This is a genomic window from Methylomicrobium lacus LW14 (assembly GCF_000527095.1).
Taxonomy (GTDB): domain Bacteria; phylum Pseudomonadota; class Gammaproteobacteria; order Methylococcales; family Methylomonadaceae; genus Methylomicrobium; species Methylomicrobium lacus.
Genome location: NZ_AZUN01000001.1, coordinates 305,524 through 323,906, shown reverse-complemented (window position 1 = coordinate 323,906; position 18,383 = coordinate 305,524). Strand labels below are relative to the sequence as shown.

The window sequence follows — 18,383 nt, the reverse complement described above, 5'->3', positions numbered from 1 at the left end:
TCCACGGACACTCGACTCCATATTATGACGCTCAGGCAATCCGTAAAACGGGTCCAGGACGAGAGCCCGTCCCTCTTGGACAATAACTTCGGCAATTTTAACCGATAAACTGCACCCATTTCAGTTTAAATCCACCATCAAATGGTTTTTTCAACCCATTTTCCGCGCCATCCTATTTTCATTTTATATACAAAACAACACGTTAAATTCCGGCACGAAATATGCATTATAAAATTCATACTGAGAACGTGTCCGCAACATGGCAGTTTGCCTTGTCTAAATAGTTTTGATCAGGCATACGATCGCTAAAAGGCGCGCGGAATCTATCCGCCCCTTACCCTGACATAAAGCCATGAGCCGTGTAATCAGCTACCCATAAGACGATTTATCGATCGCCTCATTTTTATTCTCGAGGTTGAATGTCTCAAGATGACCATTACAGCACCACATAAACCCATAACGCCCCCCCCTGGAGACCACAGGACGACGCCCGGATTCAATCTGGAAGCGTCCATCGAGCATATTTCGCACTGGCTGCCGACCCAGGGACCGATCAAAGACTTTATCCACCATAATACCCTGCACGCCGTAGAGCACCATCCTTTTCATGAAGGCGTCGCTGTCGCTGCCAGAATTTTCGGTGCGCGCAGTTATTTGCCGCTGGCCGCTTATCAAAAACGCTACCGCTTGGGCAGAATCACCGATGCCGCGATTTCCTGGGCTATCGGGCAGTCGGCAGCCGATATCGAGGATGTCGCTAAATTCCGCGCGTCCTTGTTCATCGAAGACGACCGCAGCCACTACCCTCCGGTATCGCTGGCCAATCAAGGCATTCGCAATACCTGGCTGACCGGACTGGAAGTCAATCTGAATGCCTTGGTGCATCCGGTACTGTTCCGTCTGCTCGCCAACTTTTTGGATCAGGGCATCAGCCGCTGGACTCTGCCGCGCAGCGACGAACGCTTTTGGGATTGTGTCTGGCGGCTCGTGCACAACAGCCTGCTGCCTCTCTACCCCTTCCATGAACCCGCCGTGCGCGCGCTGCTGCTCGAAAAACCCGATCAGGTGATCCTGACTTGTCTCGAAAAGATCGTCGGCGACGAACAGCTTTACGAACAATATCTGCTCGAAATGCTGCTGGCGCATCCGGGCTGGGCCGGCATGGTGCGCCTCGTCGAGCTTAACCCGCAATCGCTGCTGGCGCGCCGCGGTATCTCCTTGAAAGAATTGATCGCGGTCGAACTCGCCTGCGAGCTGGCTTTTCTGCATTTGAAAAAAGGCCGCCAATTTAGGAATATCGCCGCCACGCCTCAATCCCATGCGATCCCGCTGCTCCATGACCAGGCTTTCAAACCGAAAGTGCCGCTGCGTCTGAAGGTCTGGCATGAAGCGATGGAATGGACGCTGCACGCCGAACTGCTGAAGGCGATCGGCACGCAGGCGACGCAAAGCCATGCAGACAGCAGCGCGCAAAGTGCTTCACCCTTCGCCCAGGCGCTGTTTTGCATCGACGACCGCGAATGCTCCTTGCGCCGTCACCTGGAAGAGCTGAATCCGGCGATCGAAACCTACGGCGCCGCCGGCTTTTTCGGCATCGATTTTCTGTATCAAGGGCTGGACGACGCCTTTCCTGTTGCGCAATGCCCGGCGATCATCCAGCCGAAACATCTCATCCGCGAATCCAGCCTGAGCCACGAAGCGGACAAAAAGAAGAGCGGCGACGAGCTGAAAAATCTGCACGTCAAATCGCATTCCCTGTTCCGAGGCTGGCTGTATACGCAAACCCTCGGCATCGGCTATGCGCTCGAGCTGGCCTGGGAGGTGTTCCGGCCCCGCGGACAATTGCCGAACATCCAGAAGCTGAGCGAAGTCAAGGCGCACACGCATCTGCATCTCTTGCGCGAGAGCGAGATACCGACCGCAGACGGCCGCATGCTCGGATTTTCGTTTACCGAAATGGCCGACCGCATCGAAGGCCTGCTGCGCAATATCGGCTTAATCAGCCATTTTGCGCCGCTGGTCGTGGTGGTTGCGCACGGCTCCAGCAGCGCGAACAATCCGCATTTCGCCGCTTACGACTGCGGCGCCTGTTCCGGCAAGCCCGGAGCGCCAAATGCGCGTGCCTTTGCCTGGATGGCGAATCATGACGCGGTGCGCGCGCTGCTCCGCGAACGCGGCATCGACATCCCCGCATCGACCCGTTTTATCGCGGCGATGCACAATACCAGCCGCGATGAAATCACCTATTTCGATGAGCACCTGCTCGCCGAGCAACCGGTCACCGGCCTCGAAACCTTCCGGGAAACGATGCAGCGCGCGCTCGAACGGAATGCGCTCGAACGCTGCCGCTGGTTCGAACTGGGCCCGCAGGATCAGGATAAACAGGCCGCGTACGCGCACGTCAAAGGTCGCTCGGTATCGATTTACGAGCCAAGACCCGAATACAATCACTCGAACAATCTGTACTGCATTGTCGGAAAACGCGCGCTGACGCGTGACCTGTATATGGACCGGCGCGCTTTTCTGCATTCGTACGATCCGGCAACCGACACCCAAGGCGCCGTTCTGGCCAGAATCTTGAACGCGGTGATCCCGGTCTGCGGCGGCATCAATCTGGAGTATCTGTTCTCGCGTATCGACAATTCGGTGTACGGCGCCGGCACCAAGCTGCCGCACAACGTGATCGGCCTGCTCGGGGTCGCGAACGGCGTCGAAGGCGATCTGCGTACCGGCCTGCCGAATCAAATGATCGAAGTGCACGAGCCGGCCCGTTTATTGATCGTGATCGAGCAATCCCGGGACATCATCGACAAGACCCTGGTTAAAATCGGCGCCCTCCGGGAATGGCTCGACCATGACTGGGTCAGACTCGCCTGCTATGAACCGGCCAGTCACGCCATTTATTTTTATTCCGGCAAGGGATGGCAGAGCGTTGATTTGTCCGACATCATGCCGACGCCCGAAGCGGCCGGTTCGGAAGAAATTTTTGCCGGCCAGGTCAAGACCGTTCCGGTCCACCGCTTAATGAAGACACGGAGTTCATCATGAATGCCTTACTGCTGGCTTGCCAGTTCATGCCATTACTGGGTTTCATCGTAATCTTCCTGACGCCGAAGGATCTGAAAAAGTTTGCCGAATTCGACTATTGGAGCGCCGACGAGAAAAAGATTTCCGCGATCAGTTATGGGTTCGCGGTCGCTCTGGGCATCAGTATCGTCGCCCTGCTCATTGTTTGGGCGCTGGCGGGCTTTCCCCGCTACGAGTACGAGGCTTTCATCCTTTACGAGAAAGGCGATTACCGCTTCCCGGTCCTCTTCTATCTCGACAAGGTCGGCGCGGTTTATCTGTTCTGCGTCTGGATCATTTTTTCGATCATCATCCGCTACTGCCGCTATTATCTGCACCGCGAAGCCGGTTATAAACGCTTCTTTCTGACCATTTTCGCGTTCGTGTTCGGGCTGAACATGGTCATTCTGTCCGGCTCGATCGATATGTTATTCGCGGGCTGGGAGATCGTCGGCGTTTCATCCTTTCTGCTGATCGCGTTTTACCGCCACCGCCCGCAGCCGGTGCGTAACGCCTTGCGCGCGTACACGATCTACCGCTTTTGCGACATCGGTCTGCTGCTCGGCGCCTGGATGACGCACCTCTTGTTCCATGAAAGCGATCATTTCAGTCAGCTCGCCGAGTTGTTCAAAACCGGTGCGATGCCGCCTGCCGGCTACCCTGCCCTGCTGGTGTTGTCGCTGCTGATCGTGATGGCCGCATCCGGCAAATCGGCGCAATTTCCGTTCTGTTTCTGGCTGCCGCGCGCGATGGAAGGACCGACGCCTTCGAGTGCGATATTTTACGGCGCCTTGTCGGTGCATCTCGGCGTATTCCTGCTGCTCCGCACGATGCCGATCTGGAGTTACCACATCCTGACGCGCGCGATCGTCTTCATGATCGGCTTGCTGACCGTTTGCATCGCCAGCCTGTCCGAAAAAACCCAATCGAACATCAAGGGCCAGATCGCCTATGGCTCGATCACCCAGGTCGGCTTCATGTTCATGGAATTGGCTTTGGGGCTGGAAGCCCTGGTGCTGGTGCATTTTCTCGGCAACGCCTTTTTACGCTGTTATCAGCTCTTGGTATCACCGTCGATCGTCGCGCATTTACTGCGCCTGGAAGGCTCCGCCGACGCCGAGTTCTACATCAAAAGCAGCACGATGCGCGACAAGCTGCCGGCCTCGATCCGCGATACCCTGCCGGACGTGCTGCGCAATACCTTGTATGTGTTTGCGTTACAGGAAGGCAATCTCGAATTGCTGGTCCGCTTTGTGCTCTGGGAACCTCTGAAAAAAATCGGCACCGCGATGAATGCGATCAGCCCCTGGATCAAAGGCGCAACCGCGCTGATCATTTTCGGCCTATTCCTGTTCGTGGCCGAAGTGGATCTGATGCAGCACAAATATCTGGCGATACCGGCCGCGCTCTCGATGGTATTAGCCACGTTGAGCGGCTTCAGCCAAAAACACAGCCCGTTCAGAACCTGGAACGACATCGCGCTCAGCTACTTTTTCGCCTGCACCGCGGTCTGGTTCATGGTCAACTCGGCCTGGGACGATGCGGTGCTGTTCCTAACCGGCATCATCCCGGCCTGGCTGCTCGGCATTGCGGTCTTAAACCGGCTACTGAAAGGAGAAAATTTTGCGGAGACGCCTTTCGCCTACCGCGGCATGGCGGAAACCCGACCCGGTTTATCGCTATTATTGTTCATCAGCTTTTTGGGACTCGTCGGTTTCCCGATCACCCCGGCCTTCGTCGGCGAAGACCTGCTGCTCTATCATGCCAGCAGCCAGCACCCCTGGTTTGCCGCGTTGATCGCCTTTTCGTTTGTGATGAACGGCATCGCCGCCGCGCGGATATTCCTCAGATTGTGCATGGGGCGGCCGGTGGAGTTAAACAGATAACCGAAATAGCAGCGGATAAGCCTTGGGCGTTCCGCTCAGGCGTCCGCCATCTGGCTCGTCAGACACAGTCGGAGCTATCGACAAGGGCAACGGAAGATGGGCGCAAAATCAAGCTGGGGGAATCCTGCTCACGGAGGTGGCAATACATGACTGGTATCCAGCCGGTTAACGGTTAATGAAGCAGGCGGGAAAGCATAGAGACATTTCAATAACACAATATCAGTAAATTAATTGCGCGAAAAAGTTCACTCGGCATCAATTTTTCACGTCACCCCGAAAAGCGGGCCTAATAACTGATGCCTCAACCTAGTTTTTACCGCTTGGCAAGCAAAACCCCACAAAAACGATTGAAAATCAATAAGTAGTTTTACTAGGTTCAAATATAATAAACTTTTGTTAAGATTCACTCCGAAATTAATTAATCCCCTACACCAACTGAACCATTTGACATTATTAATATCTAGTAATCGTCATGTCGACCTAAAGGGATTTATAACTTTCCGATCTCTTTTGCTTGATTCATTGGGTTAAATTTCTAGCTGAACTTGTTAGGCTATAAATTGTCCCATTGTTTAAACTTTTAGGAGGAATCAACAATGAACAACAAACACCTCTTTAGCCTCTGTGTTCTTGCCGGCGCTCTGTTGTCGGCGGGGCCGTCTCATGCAGAGGAACAGCATACTTATCTGTCTGGTTTTACATCCAAGGTAAATCAGGGTTTTTTCAATACGACCACGGGATGGATTGAGATCCCCAAAAACGTTGTCAATATCAGTCATGATCAAAACATATTCGTCGGTTTTACCTGGGGACTCCTCCGGGGTACCGCGCATGCTGTCAGCCGTACCGTTGTTGGCGTGGCCGAATTGATCACCTCTCCGATCCCAACCGACGATTATATTTCACCGCCCTATGTCTGGGACCGTTTTAGCGAGGATACTCGTTATTTTGGCGTGCATTATCCCGGCTTCTGGACGACTTATGGTCCACTCGATGATGGCGATGATGACTAGGTCAACGACCCGTTAGATAATCGTTGCATGCTTCCCTATGCAACGGCGGTTGATTTGGAATACGAGGATAAAATCATGAACAGACAATTTATTTACCTGCCCTGTGCGGTGTTCGCCGCGGCTCTCGCCGGGTGTACGCAGCCGCCCCATAAAGATATTCCGCTACTGACTTCGGAAGTTGATGCCATTGTTGGCGGCCACTACGGTCAGTCCATTTATCACGAGGAGTTGGCTGAGGAAAAACGCGAAGAGGCCATCAACGTATTAAACCACTGGAAAAACAACCATTACTGGAATATCGAAGAAGGACAACGCGCGGTCGATGCGGCCCGGGCTGCCTCCCAGCATCGGTTTGAATCGGAAAAAGCGTTGTGTCAGTGGTTGACGGCCGTGCATAGCCCTAATCATCATATGGGTGAAGTCGCGAAGCATGACGCCGCCTATTTTAGAACCGGTAGCGACGTCCCTTACAACACCGATCATCGAGCAATCTCGACGATGGCACACTATCTGCAATCGCATCCCGATGCGTTCGCCGATGTCACCGCTTTTACCGATACCGTTGGCAGTGAGGCCAGCAATCAGGCTTTAGCGGAAAGAAGAGCCGCAACAGTCGCCAAACTGCTCGTCGAGCAGGGCGCCAAGGCGGAACAACTTCGCGTCAAATCGGTGGGCGAGGCGGAAGGCCCCGACAACACGCCTGATCAGCAGCATCGAGTGGTCATCATCAGTACCGATCATCCCACGTATCAAGATTGCGCCGGCTTGAAATAATTTTTGGCGGCTGGTCCCTGTTGGCCTTGTCCTGAGCATTTTCCCAAAGCCAAGCGCGAAACGGAGAGATCCGCTTCTTTATGCAGGTGTGAATCCGTTCGCACCTGCATTGACGTCGAACGAGATTTCTTGTTTCGTTAGACTCAGCTTCCGCAAGCTTTATAGCTATGCCTTCATGAATCGGTTTTCTCGGTGCGTTTCGGGATGATCGCCAAAACTCGAGCCGGGAATCCGGTGCCTTTATTCATACTCGGCCAGTGGACGCCTCCGACCGCACCAGAATCTGGCATCTGATCGAGATTCGCCAGTAACTCGATCTGGTAATGGTTCTGTTTCAAGATATAAGCCTTTTTTATTTTTGACATTCACAGTAAACGAGGGCTGCCCCTCTCATTGCGGATATTGACACGGTACACCGAGCCTTCTTAACGGCAAGGTGGTGACATACAATCAAATGTACGACAAATCCTGGCGTATCCTTTAAGAAAACGCTTCGTAGCAACGGCAATTATTCAAGCCAATGCAGCGTCAACGCAGCCCAGGAAAACCCCGCGGCGCTACTGGCCAAAACCACGATATTGCCGGGCGCTACCTTGCCCAATTCCAGACTTTTCGCCAAACCCAACAAAGTATCCGCCGGACCGAGATGACCGAATTCGGACAAGGTGCTCAGGGTTTGATCTTCCCTCAACCCCAGCGCCATCAAGATTTGCTTGGCAAGGGTTTTCTTGACCTGATTGGTTAACAAAAGATGCACATCGTCCAGCCCATAGCCACTCTTTTCGAGCGAAGCCTTGACCACCAACTGATAATTCTTCAGGTAGAGTTCCGAAAAGATACGCTCAAGTTCTTCCGGATTTTCGACGTTCAACAAATGACTGCAACGCTCGGCGTCATATGGAACGCGGGTTCCCCCGGCGGGTATCTTCAGAAAATCGGCCAGTGAGCCGTCGGTCATGCCGTGATAGGCGAGGATCCGGTTCGTTTTCCCGCCTTTTTCGAGCACCACGGCCGCCGCCCCATCCGCCATGATGAAGGTCGACAAGCAGGCGGGATCGGAATAATTGAGCAAGTGGGATAATTTGTCGCTGCAAACAACCAGCGCATAACGATAACTGGCATCGGCAAGCAACATATTTCTGCAAATATGAATCCCCAGATTACCGCTATTGCAGAAATTTCTGACTTCGAAAGCAAAAGCGTCGCCGGCGCCGATTTCGCTCTGGATCTTCGCGGCGGGAGACCAAAAGCGGTAATCGTAATCGCCGGCGCCACAGTAAACGATCAAATCAATCTCGGACGCCGCAATCCCGGCTTTCCCAAGCGCATCGACGGCAGCCTTGACTCCCATCTGGCTAGGATGCTCATCGGCACCGGCAATAGGCTTTTGCACAATGCCTATCTTGTCGGCAAAGACCGAAGGCGGAATATCGCTGAGCTGCGCCATGTCATGACTGGTCATCATCTGATCAGGAAGGTAGCAGCCAATCGACTTGATGCCTACCCATTGCGCATTGTCTTGAGAATAAAGAGTCATAAATCCATCTGATTGGTAAAGCCTGGGTTACATTGCATTGGAAAATCAGGGGATTGAAAGATTTTCCGGCAATCGTTTGAAAGTGACGACAGAGACACCTGACGTCCCTGCTTAATTGGACTCATCTTCATCCGAAGGATTGACGGCATCATGGATACCCTGGCCTATGCCATGAACCGCGTTCCGGGTGCCGTGGCCGATTTCCCTCGCCACATCGCGGGTGCCATGCCCGATGCCTTTGGCCACATCGCGCGTCGTATGGCCGATGATTCTTCCGGTCTGTTTGATTTCGGCGCAAGCGCACACTAGACAGGATGAAAACATGACGAGCAGCGCCCGCCTGTTAAAAGCCGTCAACATTTTTTGTTCTCGCATTTAAATCCGTGATTTTACAACAGTTTGCAATGGCCGGGTAAAGGCCTTTGTTTCATAGACAACGAGAAGCCCCGTTAGCTCAATCGGGGAACTACCGTCCATTCGAACGAGGGCTTCGGAAACCTTCATCCCAAAGTTGATTCTAATGACTTATAAACGCTCGATTTGTGCAACCCTTTCAGACGAGGCCAGCCCATGTCCCCCTTCTACCGTATCGAAAAAGACAGCCTCGGCGAAATCAAGGTGCCTTCCTCTGCGCTATACGGCGCGCAAACCCAGCGCGCGGTCGAGAACTTTCCGGTCAGCGGCTTGACCTTGCCGCCCGCCTTTATCCAGGCGCTCGCGCTGATCAAAAAAATTGCGGCGGAAGTGAATGAAGAACTGGGCGAACTGGATGCGGCGCGCAGCGCGGCGATCATCAAGGCAGCCCGGCAGATCGTCGACGGCCGCCATCATGATCAGTTCCCGGTCGATGTGTTTCAGACCGGCTCCGGCACCAGCACGAACATGAACGTGAATGAAGTGATCGCCAATCTGGCAAGCCAGGCGGCGGGCATCGACATTCATCCGAACGATCATGTGAACCGCGGCCAAAGCAGCAATGACGTCATACCGACCGCGATTCATCTGAGTGCGGCGCTGGCCTGCCATCGCCACCTGCTGCCCGCGCTTGAACATCTGGCAAAAACCATCGAAACGAAAGCCGCAACGCTCGACCGGATAATCAAGACCGGGCGCACGCACCTGATGGACGCGATGCCGCTGCGAATGAGTCAGGAAATGAACGCCTGGGCGCTGCAAATCCGGAATGGCTCCGAAAGAATCGAGTCCGCCCTGGTCAGGATTTACCGTCTCGCGCAAGGCGGCACCGCGGTCGGCACCGGCGTCAATGCGCATCCCGAGTTCGCGGCCAGATTCGTGGAAATTTTACGCCAGGACACGGGCCTGCCGTTTGCACCGAATACCTCGTTCTTCGAAAGTCTGAGTTGCCAGGACGCCAGCGTCGAATTATCGGGCCAGTTGAAAGTGATCGCGATCAGCTTGCTGAAGATTGCGAACGATTTGCGCTGGATGAACAGCGGCCCCTTGGCCGGGCTCGGCGAGATCGAACTGCCGGCCTTGCAACCGGGCAGCAGCATTATGCCGGGCAAGGTGAATCCGGTGATTCCGGAAGCGGCCGCCATGACCGCCGTACAGGTGATCGGCAATGACGCGGCGATTACCACGGCCGGTTTATCCGGCAATTTTCAGTTGAACGTGATGCTGCCGGTAATTGCCTACAATCTGCTGCAAAGCATCGAGATTCTCGGCAGCGCCTGCCGTTTGCTGGCCGACAAGGCGATGGCGGGGTTCAACGTGCGGCTGGACAATATTTCGGAGCCGCTGGAGAAAAATCCGATGCTGGCGACCGCGCTGAATCCGGTCATCGGCTATGCCCAAGCCGCGGTGATCGCGAAGACGGCCTATCAACAAAATCGCCCGATTATCGATGTTGCGGCGGAAATGACCGACATACCGCGCGAACAACTCGAAATACTGCTGGATCCCGCCCATCTGGTCTAAAAGAGCGCGCCCCGGCGAGATTTCAATCCGTATTATCCCGCCTGACGCTTCGCCCGTTTTCGATTAAGCCTCCCGCTTAGCAATTCAGATAGCGGCCGCGCTGGACCTGTCGGAGTATTTCTTTTTTCGCTTCGAGCCAGTCGTACAATTCATAGCCCGGCGAAAATGCCCGTTTTTCGGCCTTGTAGTAGGCGGCTTCGGCAATCATCGCATGCATATTGACCGTAACCGCTCTGGTGCGGACAGGAACCGGCGCCGGTTGCGCGGCGGGATTCATGAAGCCGAACTTGACCAACCCCCATGCGGTTTGCGGCGATGCGCCCTTGATGCCGACAGCGGTCGGTTCGGCTTCCTTGCGCGACAAAAACAGCCGGTCCCAGACCGAAAAGATCGCTCCGTAATTGCTGTCATGCTCTGTGCGTTCGATCGAATGGTGGACTCGGTGCAAGTGCGGTGTCACGATCACCTGTCCGAGCCATTTTTCGCCCGCAAACATAATATTCGTGTGATGAAACATCACGAACAACGGATAGACCGCTTCATAGGCAAACACGACGGTCTTGTCGATGCCGAGCAGGATAATGTACGCCGATTTCAGCACGGTCGTGATGATCAATTCGACGATATGAATCCTGAAAGCGGTCGATACGTTCAAATAAGGATCGCTGTGATGGACCTTGTGAAACATCCAAAATCCATCGAATTGATGGCAAAGCCTATGCCATGCGTACAGCAGAACATCGAGCAGCAAGAACGACAGCAACGCTTTCCAGGCGGGACTCCGGATGTCGTTCAACAAGCCCTTGCCGGAAAAATGCTCCAGCGCAAACATTAAGCCGGCTAGCGAAAATAGCGACATCAGCAGACTGTTTAATAGGAACAATCCCAGATTCACTCGATAGGTGTTGACGATTTGTTTAGGTTTCAACGGCATTTTCGGCCGTTGAAATTCAACGATCGACAGCAGCGTAAAGCCCAAAACCACGCAAATGAACGGCCAATCGTCGGCCACGAAAGCCTGCCAGTCCGCCAGGGACGCTTGCAGTATTGAATAAATTTCGATGATGTTTAACATGACTTTTCCTCCAATAGGTTGTTGGAAAGGGCATTACAGAATTATCCCAATTATTAAATTTTCCTTACACAATCATCCTAATGATTAAATGTGACGGAATGATGAAAAAACTTCAATCGCTTTGTCGCAGGACTTTCTCTATCCCTTACAAAGCATAAGGCAAATTTAATGCCATGATAGGCATCAAATCTATTTTTCAGGCAATTAATTAAAAAAAGACAGCAACTAATTGTTTTAGTTGAAATTTGAAAAAATAAAGCGTAGCAGTTGAAGTTAGAATGGGGAGAGAAATCAGCGCCAGATGGCGATTTTTGCACCTTTACGGTGCGAACAGTTTGTTGTTGAGGTGCAATTTATGTTGCAGACATGAAGTAGACATGCCTCAATCGCAACAGTTCCATGCGAGTCACACATGACTCCGGAATTGCATTCATCGTCATTTGATCGAATCAAACGCCGGCATTTTTTAGACATTCGGGAATATTCCCGCCGCGAAAAACAGACCGCAATGACTTGTCGCCGTAGTTGATGGCAGAATTGACTTCGCTGGTTGCGACTGCAAGCTCGTCAAAACTGCCGGTCCCTCACGCGAGTGGGGAAGACCGGCAGACGCCTACTAGGCCGATTTATGGATGATAAGGCCCGCCTGCAAGGTATGCGTAACGCGGCCTTTCAGCGTGTGCCCCCAATAAGGCGTATTGGTGCCTTGGCTACGCCAATTGTCCTCATCGATACGCCAGGCTGAACCGGGAGCGAAGATGCAGACATCGGCCGACAAACCGGGCGTCAGCGCGCCGCGCCGCAACCCCAATATTTCAGCCGGTTTTGAAGTCAACGCCGCAATGCCTTCCGGCAAGGTCAGCGCGCCTTCCACGACCAGCTTCATGAGCAGCGGCAACAGCGTTTCCAAGGCGGAAATGCCGGGTTCGGTCTCGGGAAACGCGCCGAGCTTCGCATCAAGGTCATGCGGCTGATGATCCGAAGCAATGCCGTCGATCGTTCCGGTCGCCACCCCCTGACGTAAATACTGCTTATCGGCCTCGGTGCGCAACGGCGGCAGCACATGATAGGCGCTGTCAAATGGCGTCATGTCGTTTTCGGTCAAATGCAGCTGATGCATCGCGACATCGGCGGTCACGCGCAGGCCGTCGTTTTTGGCTTGCTGGATCTTGATCACCGAGCGTTTGCAGCTGAGCTGGCCGAAATGCACCCGGCAGCCGGTCAATTCCGCCAGTTCGAGGCATTGCGACAGCGCAATCGTTTCGGCGGCTTCCGGAATGCCCGGCAAGCCGTAGCGCGTCGCCAACGCGCCTTCATGCGCGCAGCCATTGTTGCCGAGCCAGTAATCGTTCGGGCGCAGCATCAGCAGCAAATCATGACTCGCCGCATATTCCATCGCCCGCCGCAGAATCAGCAGATTTTTGACCGGCTGATTCGCATGGCCGACCGCGATGCAGCCGGCCTGTTTCAGCGACAGCATCGAACTGAGTTCGGTGCCTTCGAGCTTCTGCGTCAGCGCGGCGATTGGCAGAATCTGCGGATAACCGGCTTTTTCAGCCAATTCCTTGATCAGTTCGGCGACCGCCGGCGTATCGATCACCGGCACCGTATCCGGCTGCAGGCACAGGGTCGTCACGCCCGCGCTGGCCGCGGCGAGCGTTTCGCTCTTGAAAGTTCCCTTGCGGCTTTGCCCCGGTTCGCGCAGACGCGTACTCAGATCGATGAAGCCGGGACAGACAACCTGCCCGCTCGCATCGATTTGAATGTCCGCCTCGAAAGCGTCCGGCTTGGAAGTAACCGACAGAATTTTCCCATCGGCAATGTAAACATCGCCGATGCGGTCGATGCTGTTGGCCGGATCGATGATGCGGCCGTGATTGATTTGTATCCGCTTCATAAGCTGGCTCCCTGCGGCTGCATCGCCATCGCCATCACCGCCATCCGCACCGCGATGCCGTTGCTGACCTGTTTCAATATCACCGATTGCGGCCCGTCGGCGACTTTCGAGTCGATCTCGACGCCGCGGTTGATCGGCCCCGGATGCATCACGATCGCATCGGGTTTGGCGATTTTCAATTTTTCCTCGGTCAGGCCGAAACATTTGAAATATTCGCTTTCGCTCGGCAACAAGGCCGAGCTCATGCGTTCTTTTTGCAGACGCAGCATCATCACCACATCGACATCCTTCAGGCCTTCGTTCAGGTTATGATACACCTTGACGCCGAGGGTTTCGACATGCGCGGGCAGCAAGGTTTTCGGGGCAATGACCCGGACTTCGGCCACGCCCAGGGTATTCAGCGCGATGATTTCGGAGCGGGCGACGCGGGAATGCAGAATGTCGCCGATGATCGCGACCTTCAGCGGCGCGAAGTCGTTCTTGAGCTGGCGGATCGTAAACATGTCCAGCATCGCCTGGGTCGGATGCGCATGCTGTCCGTCGCCGGCGTTGATCACGCTGATGTGCGGCGCGACCTGCTGCGCGATGAAATGCGCGGCGCCGCTCAAGGCATGGCGCACGACGAACATATCGACGAACATCGATTCCAGATTGCGGATCGTATCGAGCAGGCTTTCGCCTTTTGACGTCGCCGAAGTCGCGATATTGATGCTGAGCACATCGGCCGACAAACGCTTGGCGGCCAACTCGAACGTCGTCCGCGTGCGCGTGCTGTTTTCAAAGAACAAATTCACGATCGTTTTGCCGCGCAGGATCGGCACTTTCTTGACCTGCTGATCGGACATGCTCGCAAATGACTCGGCCATATCGAGAATTTCGGTCAACAGCGCTTTGTCCAGCCCTTCGATCGTCAGGAAGTGCTTTAACTTGCCTTCCGAAGTTAATTGCAGATTGCCGGCCATCGGTTACGCCGCTCCCTTGACCAATTCGACATGCACGCCTAAAGGCTCCGGCCCGGTCAGCTTGATGCGTTGGCCCGGATTCAGCTCGATACGCATGCCAACACAATCGGGCGCGATCGGAATCTGCTTGCCGTCGCGCTTGATCAGCACCGCCAGCACGACCTGATTCGGGCGCCCGTAATCGAATATCTCATTCAACGCGGCCCGGATCGTCCGGCCGGTATAAAACACGTCATCGACCAGAATGATGTCGCGGCCTTCGAGTTGGGGCGGCAACTGGCTCGGCTTGACCTTCGGATTCATGCCGATTTGCGAAAAATCGTCGCGGTAAAAAGAAATATCCAAGAGTCCCAAAGGCTCCTGAATTTGCAGTTTTTGATGCAGGCGCTCGGCGATCCAGACGCCACCGGTGCGGATGCCGATCAGCAAGGGATTAGTCAGTTTACGTTCGGCAATGAGGGCTTTCAGCCGGTCGGCCAATTGGTCGATCAGTTCAGGAATGTCGATGTGGTTAGGATTCATTTTCTCGATGGCGGGCGTTAAGCCAGGTTTGCAAAATAAGCTGTGCGGCCAGTTGATCCTGGACTTCCCAGAGTTTCGTCGCGCTGACGCTGACCTCGTCGAACAAGAGTTGTTTGGCCTCGAAGGTCGACAGGGTTTCGTCCTGCGGGTAGACCGGCAGACCGAAACGGCCTTCCAGTTGCCGGCAGAATTTTAACATACGCGGCGTGACAGGATTATCTTCGCCGTTCGCCTGCCGCGAAATGCCGACCACCAGCCCGGCCGGTTGCCAGTCGCGGATCAACTCGGCGATGCCCTGCCAGTTCGGCTGTTGATTGACCGCCCGGAGCGTTTGCAGCGGACTTGCGGTCATGGTCGTGGTCTGCCCGACCGCGACGCCGATTTTCTTGGTGCCGAAATCGAAGCCTAGATAAGTATCGCCGGACTGTTTCGGTGCCAGAGGATCCCTGCGTTCGGAAGCTTTCGAGCGGCTAGAAAAACTCTCAGCCATGTCCCGCCGGCATCGTCAGCTGGTTGATATCGACGCCGATTTGCCCGGCCGCCGCCGCCCAGCGCATATCGATCGGCAGATCGAACAAGACCTTGGTGCCGAACGGCGAATTGAGCCAGGCATTGTCGCGAATTTCTTTCTCGAGCTGGCCCTCGCCCCAACCCGCATAACCCAGCGCGACCAGAAAGCGTTCCGGCCCCTCGCCGAGCGCGATCGCCTCGATCACATCGCGCGAGGTGGTCAGCGAAATCGTATCGGAAACCGGCATCGTCGCATCCCATTGCCCGCAGGTGGTATGCACGACGAAGCCGCGATCCTGCTGCACCGGCCCGCCGGCATAAATCGGCGCATCGGCGGCCGTATCGGAGGTCACGCGAATATCCATTTGCTTGAAAATTTCGCCGAGCTTCATGCCGGTCGAGCGGTTGATCACGATGCCCAGAGCGCCCTCGCGATTATGCTGACACATGTAGGTGACCGTATGAAAAAAATTCGGATCGGCCAGATTCGGCATCGCGATGATGAATTGATTGTTTAGATAGGTCGCTTCGTTCATGGCTATCACTTAAAGTGTCTAAGATTACTGCACAGGCTGCAACGGTTTAGCGCGTCGTAATGCCCGACACATCGGAGAACTTCCAGACCCGTGTCAACACCAGGACATTCAGTTCCTTCAACAAATCCTGAGGCAGCGGAGCGAACGGCGCACTCATCCGGACGATGTTTTTGGCCGCTTCGTCGAGCTCCGGAATCCCCGAGGATTTACTGATCCGGATGCTGTAGATGCTGCCGTCAGCATTGATGCCGACATCCATGGCTAATGACACACTGTCCGATTTAATTGTAGCCAAAAGATTTTTCTTCGAGGCGACTTCGGGATAATTACGATTTCCCACTCTTTCGACTTTGTTTTCCCAGTCTTTCAGGTACTGCGACGCAAGATATTTATGCGCACTGACCATGCTGACGGATTTGATCTTGCTTTGCTCGCCGCTCAGCTGTCTGTCACGAATTTCAGTGCCCAACTGCGTAATCTGTTGCTGCAGCGCCTCGGGCGTCAGGACCGGATGATGGCGCGCCTCGGCCGCGGGTTCCTTTTTGTCGGGCACCGGCGCCGCTTTCACCTCGGCAATCTTCTTTTCGGACTTTTGCTGAGTGACGACTTTTTTCTGGACCTTCGGCCGACTCGGCTGCTGTTCCGGTTCGGCCTTTACCAGATGCTTGCTTTCCCGGCTATTGCCCTCATTGGCGATTTTCTGGGCTTGCGGCTTCGGCTTGATATCCTGTTCGCCGGCGCCTACCTGATTTTCCTGTGCCAGCATTTTCGCCTGTTTGGGCGCTTTCTTGGCTGGCGTATCGACCAGCGTGATCTCGATCGAGCGCTTGAATTCTTCCGGCGTCGATTCGGAAAAATCGACGCCCAGAATGATCAGCACATGCAGGGCCGCCGCAACAACCCAGAAGGCCAGAATCGTATCATTGCCGGGTGTCGTCGTGGGTTCGAATATCGCGCGACTCATCATATCAGGCAATCGTACTCTCGATATGATCCATCAACATACCGGCAATATTCAGGCCGAACTCGCGGTCCAGTTCCTGCACGCAAGTCGGACTGGTCACGTTGATTTCGGTCAAGGTATCGCCGATCACATCGATGCCCGCAAACACCAGGCCTTTTTCCTTCAGCGTCGGCCCGACCTGCTTGGCGATCCACCAATCGCGCTCGGTCAGCTTTCGGCCCTCGGCACGGCCGCCAGCCGCCAAATTGCCGCGTGTTTCGCCCGGCGCCGGAATCCGCGCCAGCGCATAAGGCACCGCCTCGCCGTTCACCAACAGGATGCGCTTGTCGCCGTCGACAATCTCGGGCAAATATTTTTGCGCCATCACATAGCGCGTATTATAACGTGTCATCGTTTCGAGTATCACGCTCAGATTGGGGTCGCCCCGGCGCAAGTGGAATATCGAGGTGCCGCCCATGCCATCCAGGGGTTTCAAAATAATCTCGCCCTGCTCTTGCAGAAAAGCGCGAATCCTTTCGGGTTCTCTGGCCACCAGCGTTTCGGCGCAGCATTGCGGAAACCACGCGGTAAACAGCTTCTCGTTCGCATCGCGCAGCGACTGCGGTTTGTTCACCACATAGACACCCAAACTTTCCGCGCGTTCCAGCAAGTAGGTGGCATAGATGTATTCCTGGTCGAACGGCGGATCCTTGCGCATCAGGATCACGTCGAGCTGATCCAGAGACAGGTCTTGCTCCTGATGAAACTCGAACCAGCGTTGTGGATCCCGCTTAACCGACACCATGCGGGTGCGCGCATAAGCCCGGCCATTGCGCAGATAAAGATCGTTCAATTCCATGTAATGCAGTTCCCAGCCTCTGGCCTGCGCTTCGAGCAGCATCGCAAAGCTGGTATCTTTTTTGATATTGATCTTCTGGATGGAATCCATCACCATGCCGAGCTTGATTGACATTGTTTTCCCGTTCGTTGACTTGAAATAAAGGGGTTCCCGCGCCAGTGTGCGGATGAATCGCCCATCCTCTTGATGGAACGATAATGAAGCCGCGTCCATGCTGATTGGCGTCCATACCGATAGAGGGAGCCGTGCGCGTCTATATTATCACTGCTTTGGGGCAGCAAAAAACAGCCTGCGCCGCGTCAGTGCTGTCAAAATCAGAACTCGCCGGGCAATTTCCGGTTTATTTTATCGGGAGTTATTTACCTTGAAAAGAAATTTTGGTATAAAGTTAGATTAACTTTTGAATCAAGACACATAGAGGGTAATCATGTCTAGAGTCTGTCAAGTAACGGGTAAACATCCTGTTACCGGAAACAACGTTTCGCACGCGAACAACAAAACCAACCGCCGCTTTTTGCCTAATCTGCAACATCACAGATTTTGGGTGGAAAGCGAAAACCGCTGGGTACGCCTGAGAGTTTCGACCAAAGGCATGCGGATCATCGACAAAAAAGGCATCGACGTGGTTCTGGCGGACCTGCGTGGCCGCGGTCAAAAAGTGTAAGGAGAAAGAAAAATGCGCGATAAAATTAAATTGATATCCACCGAAGGCACGGGTCATTTCTATACCACGACCAAAAACAAAAGAACCATGCCTGAAAAAATGGAAATCAAAAAGTTCGACCCGGTTGTCCGCAAGCATGTGATCTATAAGGAAGCGAAGATCAAATAAGCTCGCGTTCAGTCCGCTCTCCCGGACCCACCA

18 protein-coding genes are annotated in these 18,383 nt (G+C 54.4%); 7 read left to right on the top strand and 11 right to left on the bottom strand.

Annotated features, from left to right (window positions below; all coding sequences use genetic code 11):
- Window positions 1-429: 429 nt before the first annotated feature.
- From METLA_RS0101475 to METLA_RS0101460, 4 genes are all read left to right on the top strand, one after another.
- Window positions 430-3,048: a YbcC family protein gene (locus tag METLA_RS0101475; protein ID WP_024296858.1), complete on the top strand. Its 2,619-nt coding sequence runs from the start codon at window positions 430-432 to the stop codon at window positions 3,046-3,048.
- Window positions 3,045-4,952: a proton-conducting transporter transmembrane domain-containing protein gene (locus METLA_RS0101470; RefSeq protein ID WP_024296857.1), complete on the top strand. Its 1,908-nt coding sequence runs from the start codon at window positions 3,045-3,047 to the stop codon at window positions 4,950-4,952. Before METLA_RS0101475 ends, METLA_RS0101470 begins: the two co-directional genes overlap by 4 nt.
- Before the next feature lie 596 nt (window positions 4,953-5,548).
- The gene (locus METLA_RS0101465) at window positions 5,549-5,965 is read left to right on the top strand and encodes an exosortase system-associated protein, TIGR04073 family (RefSeq protein ID WP_024296856.1); all 417 of its coding nucleotides are present in this window, start codon (window positions 5,549-5,551) and stop codon (window positions 5,963-5,965) included.
- A 75-nt stretch (window positions 5,966-6,040) separates the two neighbouring features.
- Window positions 6,041-6,739: an OmpA family protein gene (locus tag METLA_RS0101460; RefSeq protein ID WP_024296855.1), complete on the top strand. Its 699-nt coding sequence runs from the start codon at window positions 6,041-6,043 to the stop codon at window positions 6,737-6,739.
- A gap of 173 nt (window positions 6,740-6,912) precedes the next feature.
- On the opposite strand, the gene METLA_RS0101455 is transcribed toward METLA_RS0101460, so the two are convergent.
- From METLA_RS0101455 to METLA_RS20445, 3 genes are all read right to left on the bottom strand, one after another.
- Window positions 6,913-7,104 carry a cyclase family protein gene (locus METLA_RS0101455; RefSeq protein WP_024296854.1) on the bottom strand — a complete coding sequence of 64 codons (192 nt, stop codon included), beginning with the start codon at window positions 7,102-7,104 and terminating at the stop codon, window positions 6,913-6,915.
- A 143-nt stretch (window positions 7,105-7,247) separates the two neighbouring features.
- Window positions 7,248-8,276, bottom strand: a complete 1,029-nt coding sequence (locus METLA_RS0101450; protein ID WP_024296853.1) for a 3-oxoacyl-[acyl-carrier-protein] synthase III C-terminal domain-containing protein — start codon at window positions 8,274-8,276, stop codon at window positions 7,248-7,250.
- A gap of 111 nt (window positions 8,277-8,387) precedes the next feature.
- Entirely contained in the window at window positions 8,388-8,651 is a 264-nt protein-coding gene (locus tag METLA_RS20445) for a hypothetical protein (RefSeq protein ID WP_024296852.1), read from the bottom strand.
- A 195-nt stretch (window positions 8,652-8,846) separates the two neighbouring features.
- On the opposite strand from METLA_RS20445, the gene METLA_RS0101440 reads away from it, so the two are divergent.
- A complete protein-coding gene (locus tag METLA_RS0101440) occupies window positions 8,847-10,214 on the top strand; it encodes a class II fumarate hydratase (protein ID WP_024296851.1) in 1,368 nt (455 codons plus the stop codon).
- Between the two features lie 76 nt (window positions 10,215-10,290).
- Here METLA_RS0101440 and METLA_RS0101435 read toward each other — a convergent pair whose 3' ends face one another.
- The 8 genes from METLA_RS0101435 to gshB form a co-directional block, all read right to left on the bottom strand.
- On the bottom strand, window positions 10,291-11,289 hold the full coding sequence (locus METLA_RS0101435; RefSeq protein ID WP_024296850.1) for a sterol desaturase family protein: 999 nt from the start codon (window positions 11,287-11,289) through the stop codon (window positions 10,291-10,293).
- A 616-nt stretch (window positions 11,290-11,905) separates the two neighbouring features.
- Window positions 11,906-13,186, bottom strand: a complete 1,281-nt coding sequence (locus METLA_RS0101430) for a dihydroorotase (protein ID WP_024296849.1) — start codon at window positions 13,184-13,186, stop codon at window positions 11,906-11,908.
- On the bottom strand, window positions 13,183-14,148 hold the full coding sequence (locus METLA_RS0101425; RefSeq protein ID WP_024296848.1) for an aspartate carbamoyltransferase catalytic subunit: 966 nt from the start codon (window positions 14,146-14,148) through the stop codon (window positions 13,183-13,185). The genes METLA_RS0101430 and METLA_RS0101425 overlap by 4 nt, the downstream gene beginning before the upstream one ends.
- Before the next feature lie 3 nt (window positions 14,149-14,151).
- Window positions 14,152-14,670 carry a bifunctional pyr operon transcriptional regulator/uracil phosphoribosyltransferase PyrR gene (gene pyrR / locus METLA_RS0101420; RefSeq protein WP_024296847.1) on the bottom strand — a complete coding sequence of 173 codons (519 nt, stop codon included), beginning with the start codon at window positions 14,668-14,670 and terminating at the stop codon, window positions 14,152-14,154.
- Entirely contained in the window at window positions 14,660-15,160 is a 501-nt protein-coding gene (ruvX, locus tag METLA_RS0101415; RefSeq protein WP_024296846.1) for a Holliday junction resolvase RuvX, read from the bottom strand. Before ruvX ends, pyrR begins: the two co-directional genes overlap by 11 nt.
- On the bottom strand, window positions 15,153-15,716 hold the full coding sequence (locus METLA_RS0101410; RefSeq protein ID WP_024296845.1) for a YqgE/AlgH family protein: 564 nt from the start codon (window positions 15,714-15,716) through the stop codon (window positions 15,153-15,155). The genes ruvX and METLA_RS0101410 overlap by 8 nt, the downstream gene beginning before the upstream one ends.
- 46 nt (window positions 15,717-15,762) lie before the next feature.
- Window positions 15,763-16,680 carry a cell envelope integrity protein TolA gene (gene tolA, locus METLA_RS0101405; protein WP_342665846.1) on the bottom strand — a complete coding sequence of 306 codons (918 nt, stop codon included), beginning with the start codon at window positions 16,678-16,680 and terminating at the stop codon, window positions 15,763-15,765.
- Between the two features lie 4 nt (window positions 16,681-16,684).
- Complete coding sequence (gene gshB, locus METLA_RS0101400; RefSeq protein WP_024296843.1) at window positions 16,685-17,632, bottom strand: glutathione synthase; 948 nt, start codon at window positions 17,630-17,632, stop codon at window positions 16,685-16,687.
- Window positions 17,633-17,945: 313 nt separating this feature from the next.
- Here gshB and rpmB point away from each other — a divergent pair, with 313 nt between their 5' ends.
- Window positions 17,946-18,182 (top strand): 50S ribosomal protein L28, encoded by a 237-nt coding sequence (gene rpmB / locus METLA_RS0101395; protein WP_024296842.1) that lies wholly within the window; start codon window positions 17,946-17,948, stop codon window positions 18,180-18,182.
- Between the two features lie 12 nt (window positions 18,183-18,194).
- The gene (gene rpmG / locus METLA_RS0101390; protein WP_006890747.1) at window positions 18,195-18,350 is read left to right on the top strand and encodes a 50S ribosomal protein L33; all 156 of its coding nucleotides are present in this window, start codon (window positions 18,195-18,197) and stop codon (window positions 18,348-18,350) included.
- Window positions 18,351-18,383: the final 33 nt, after the last annotated feature.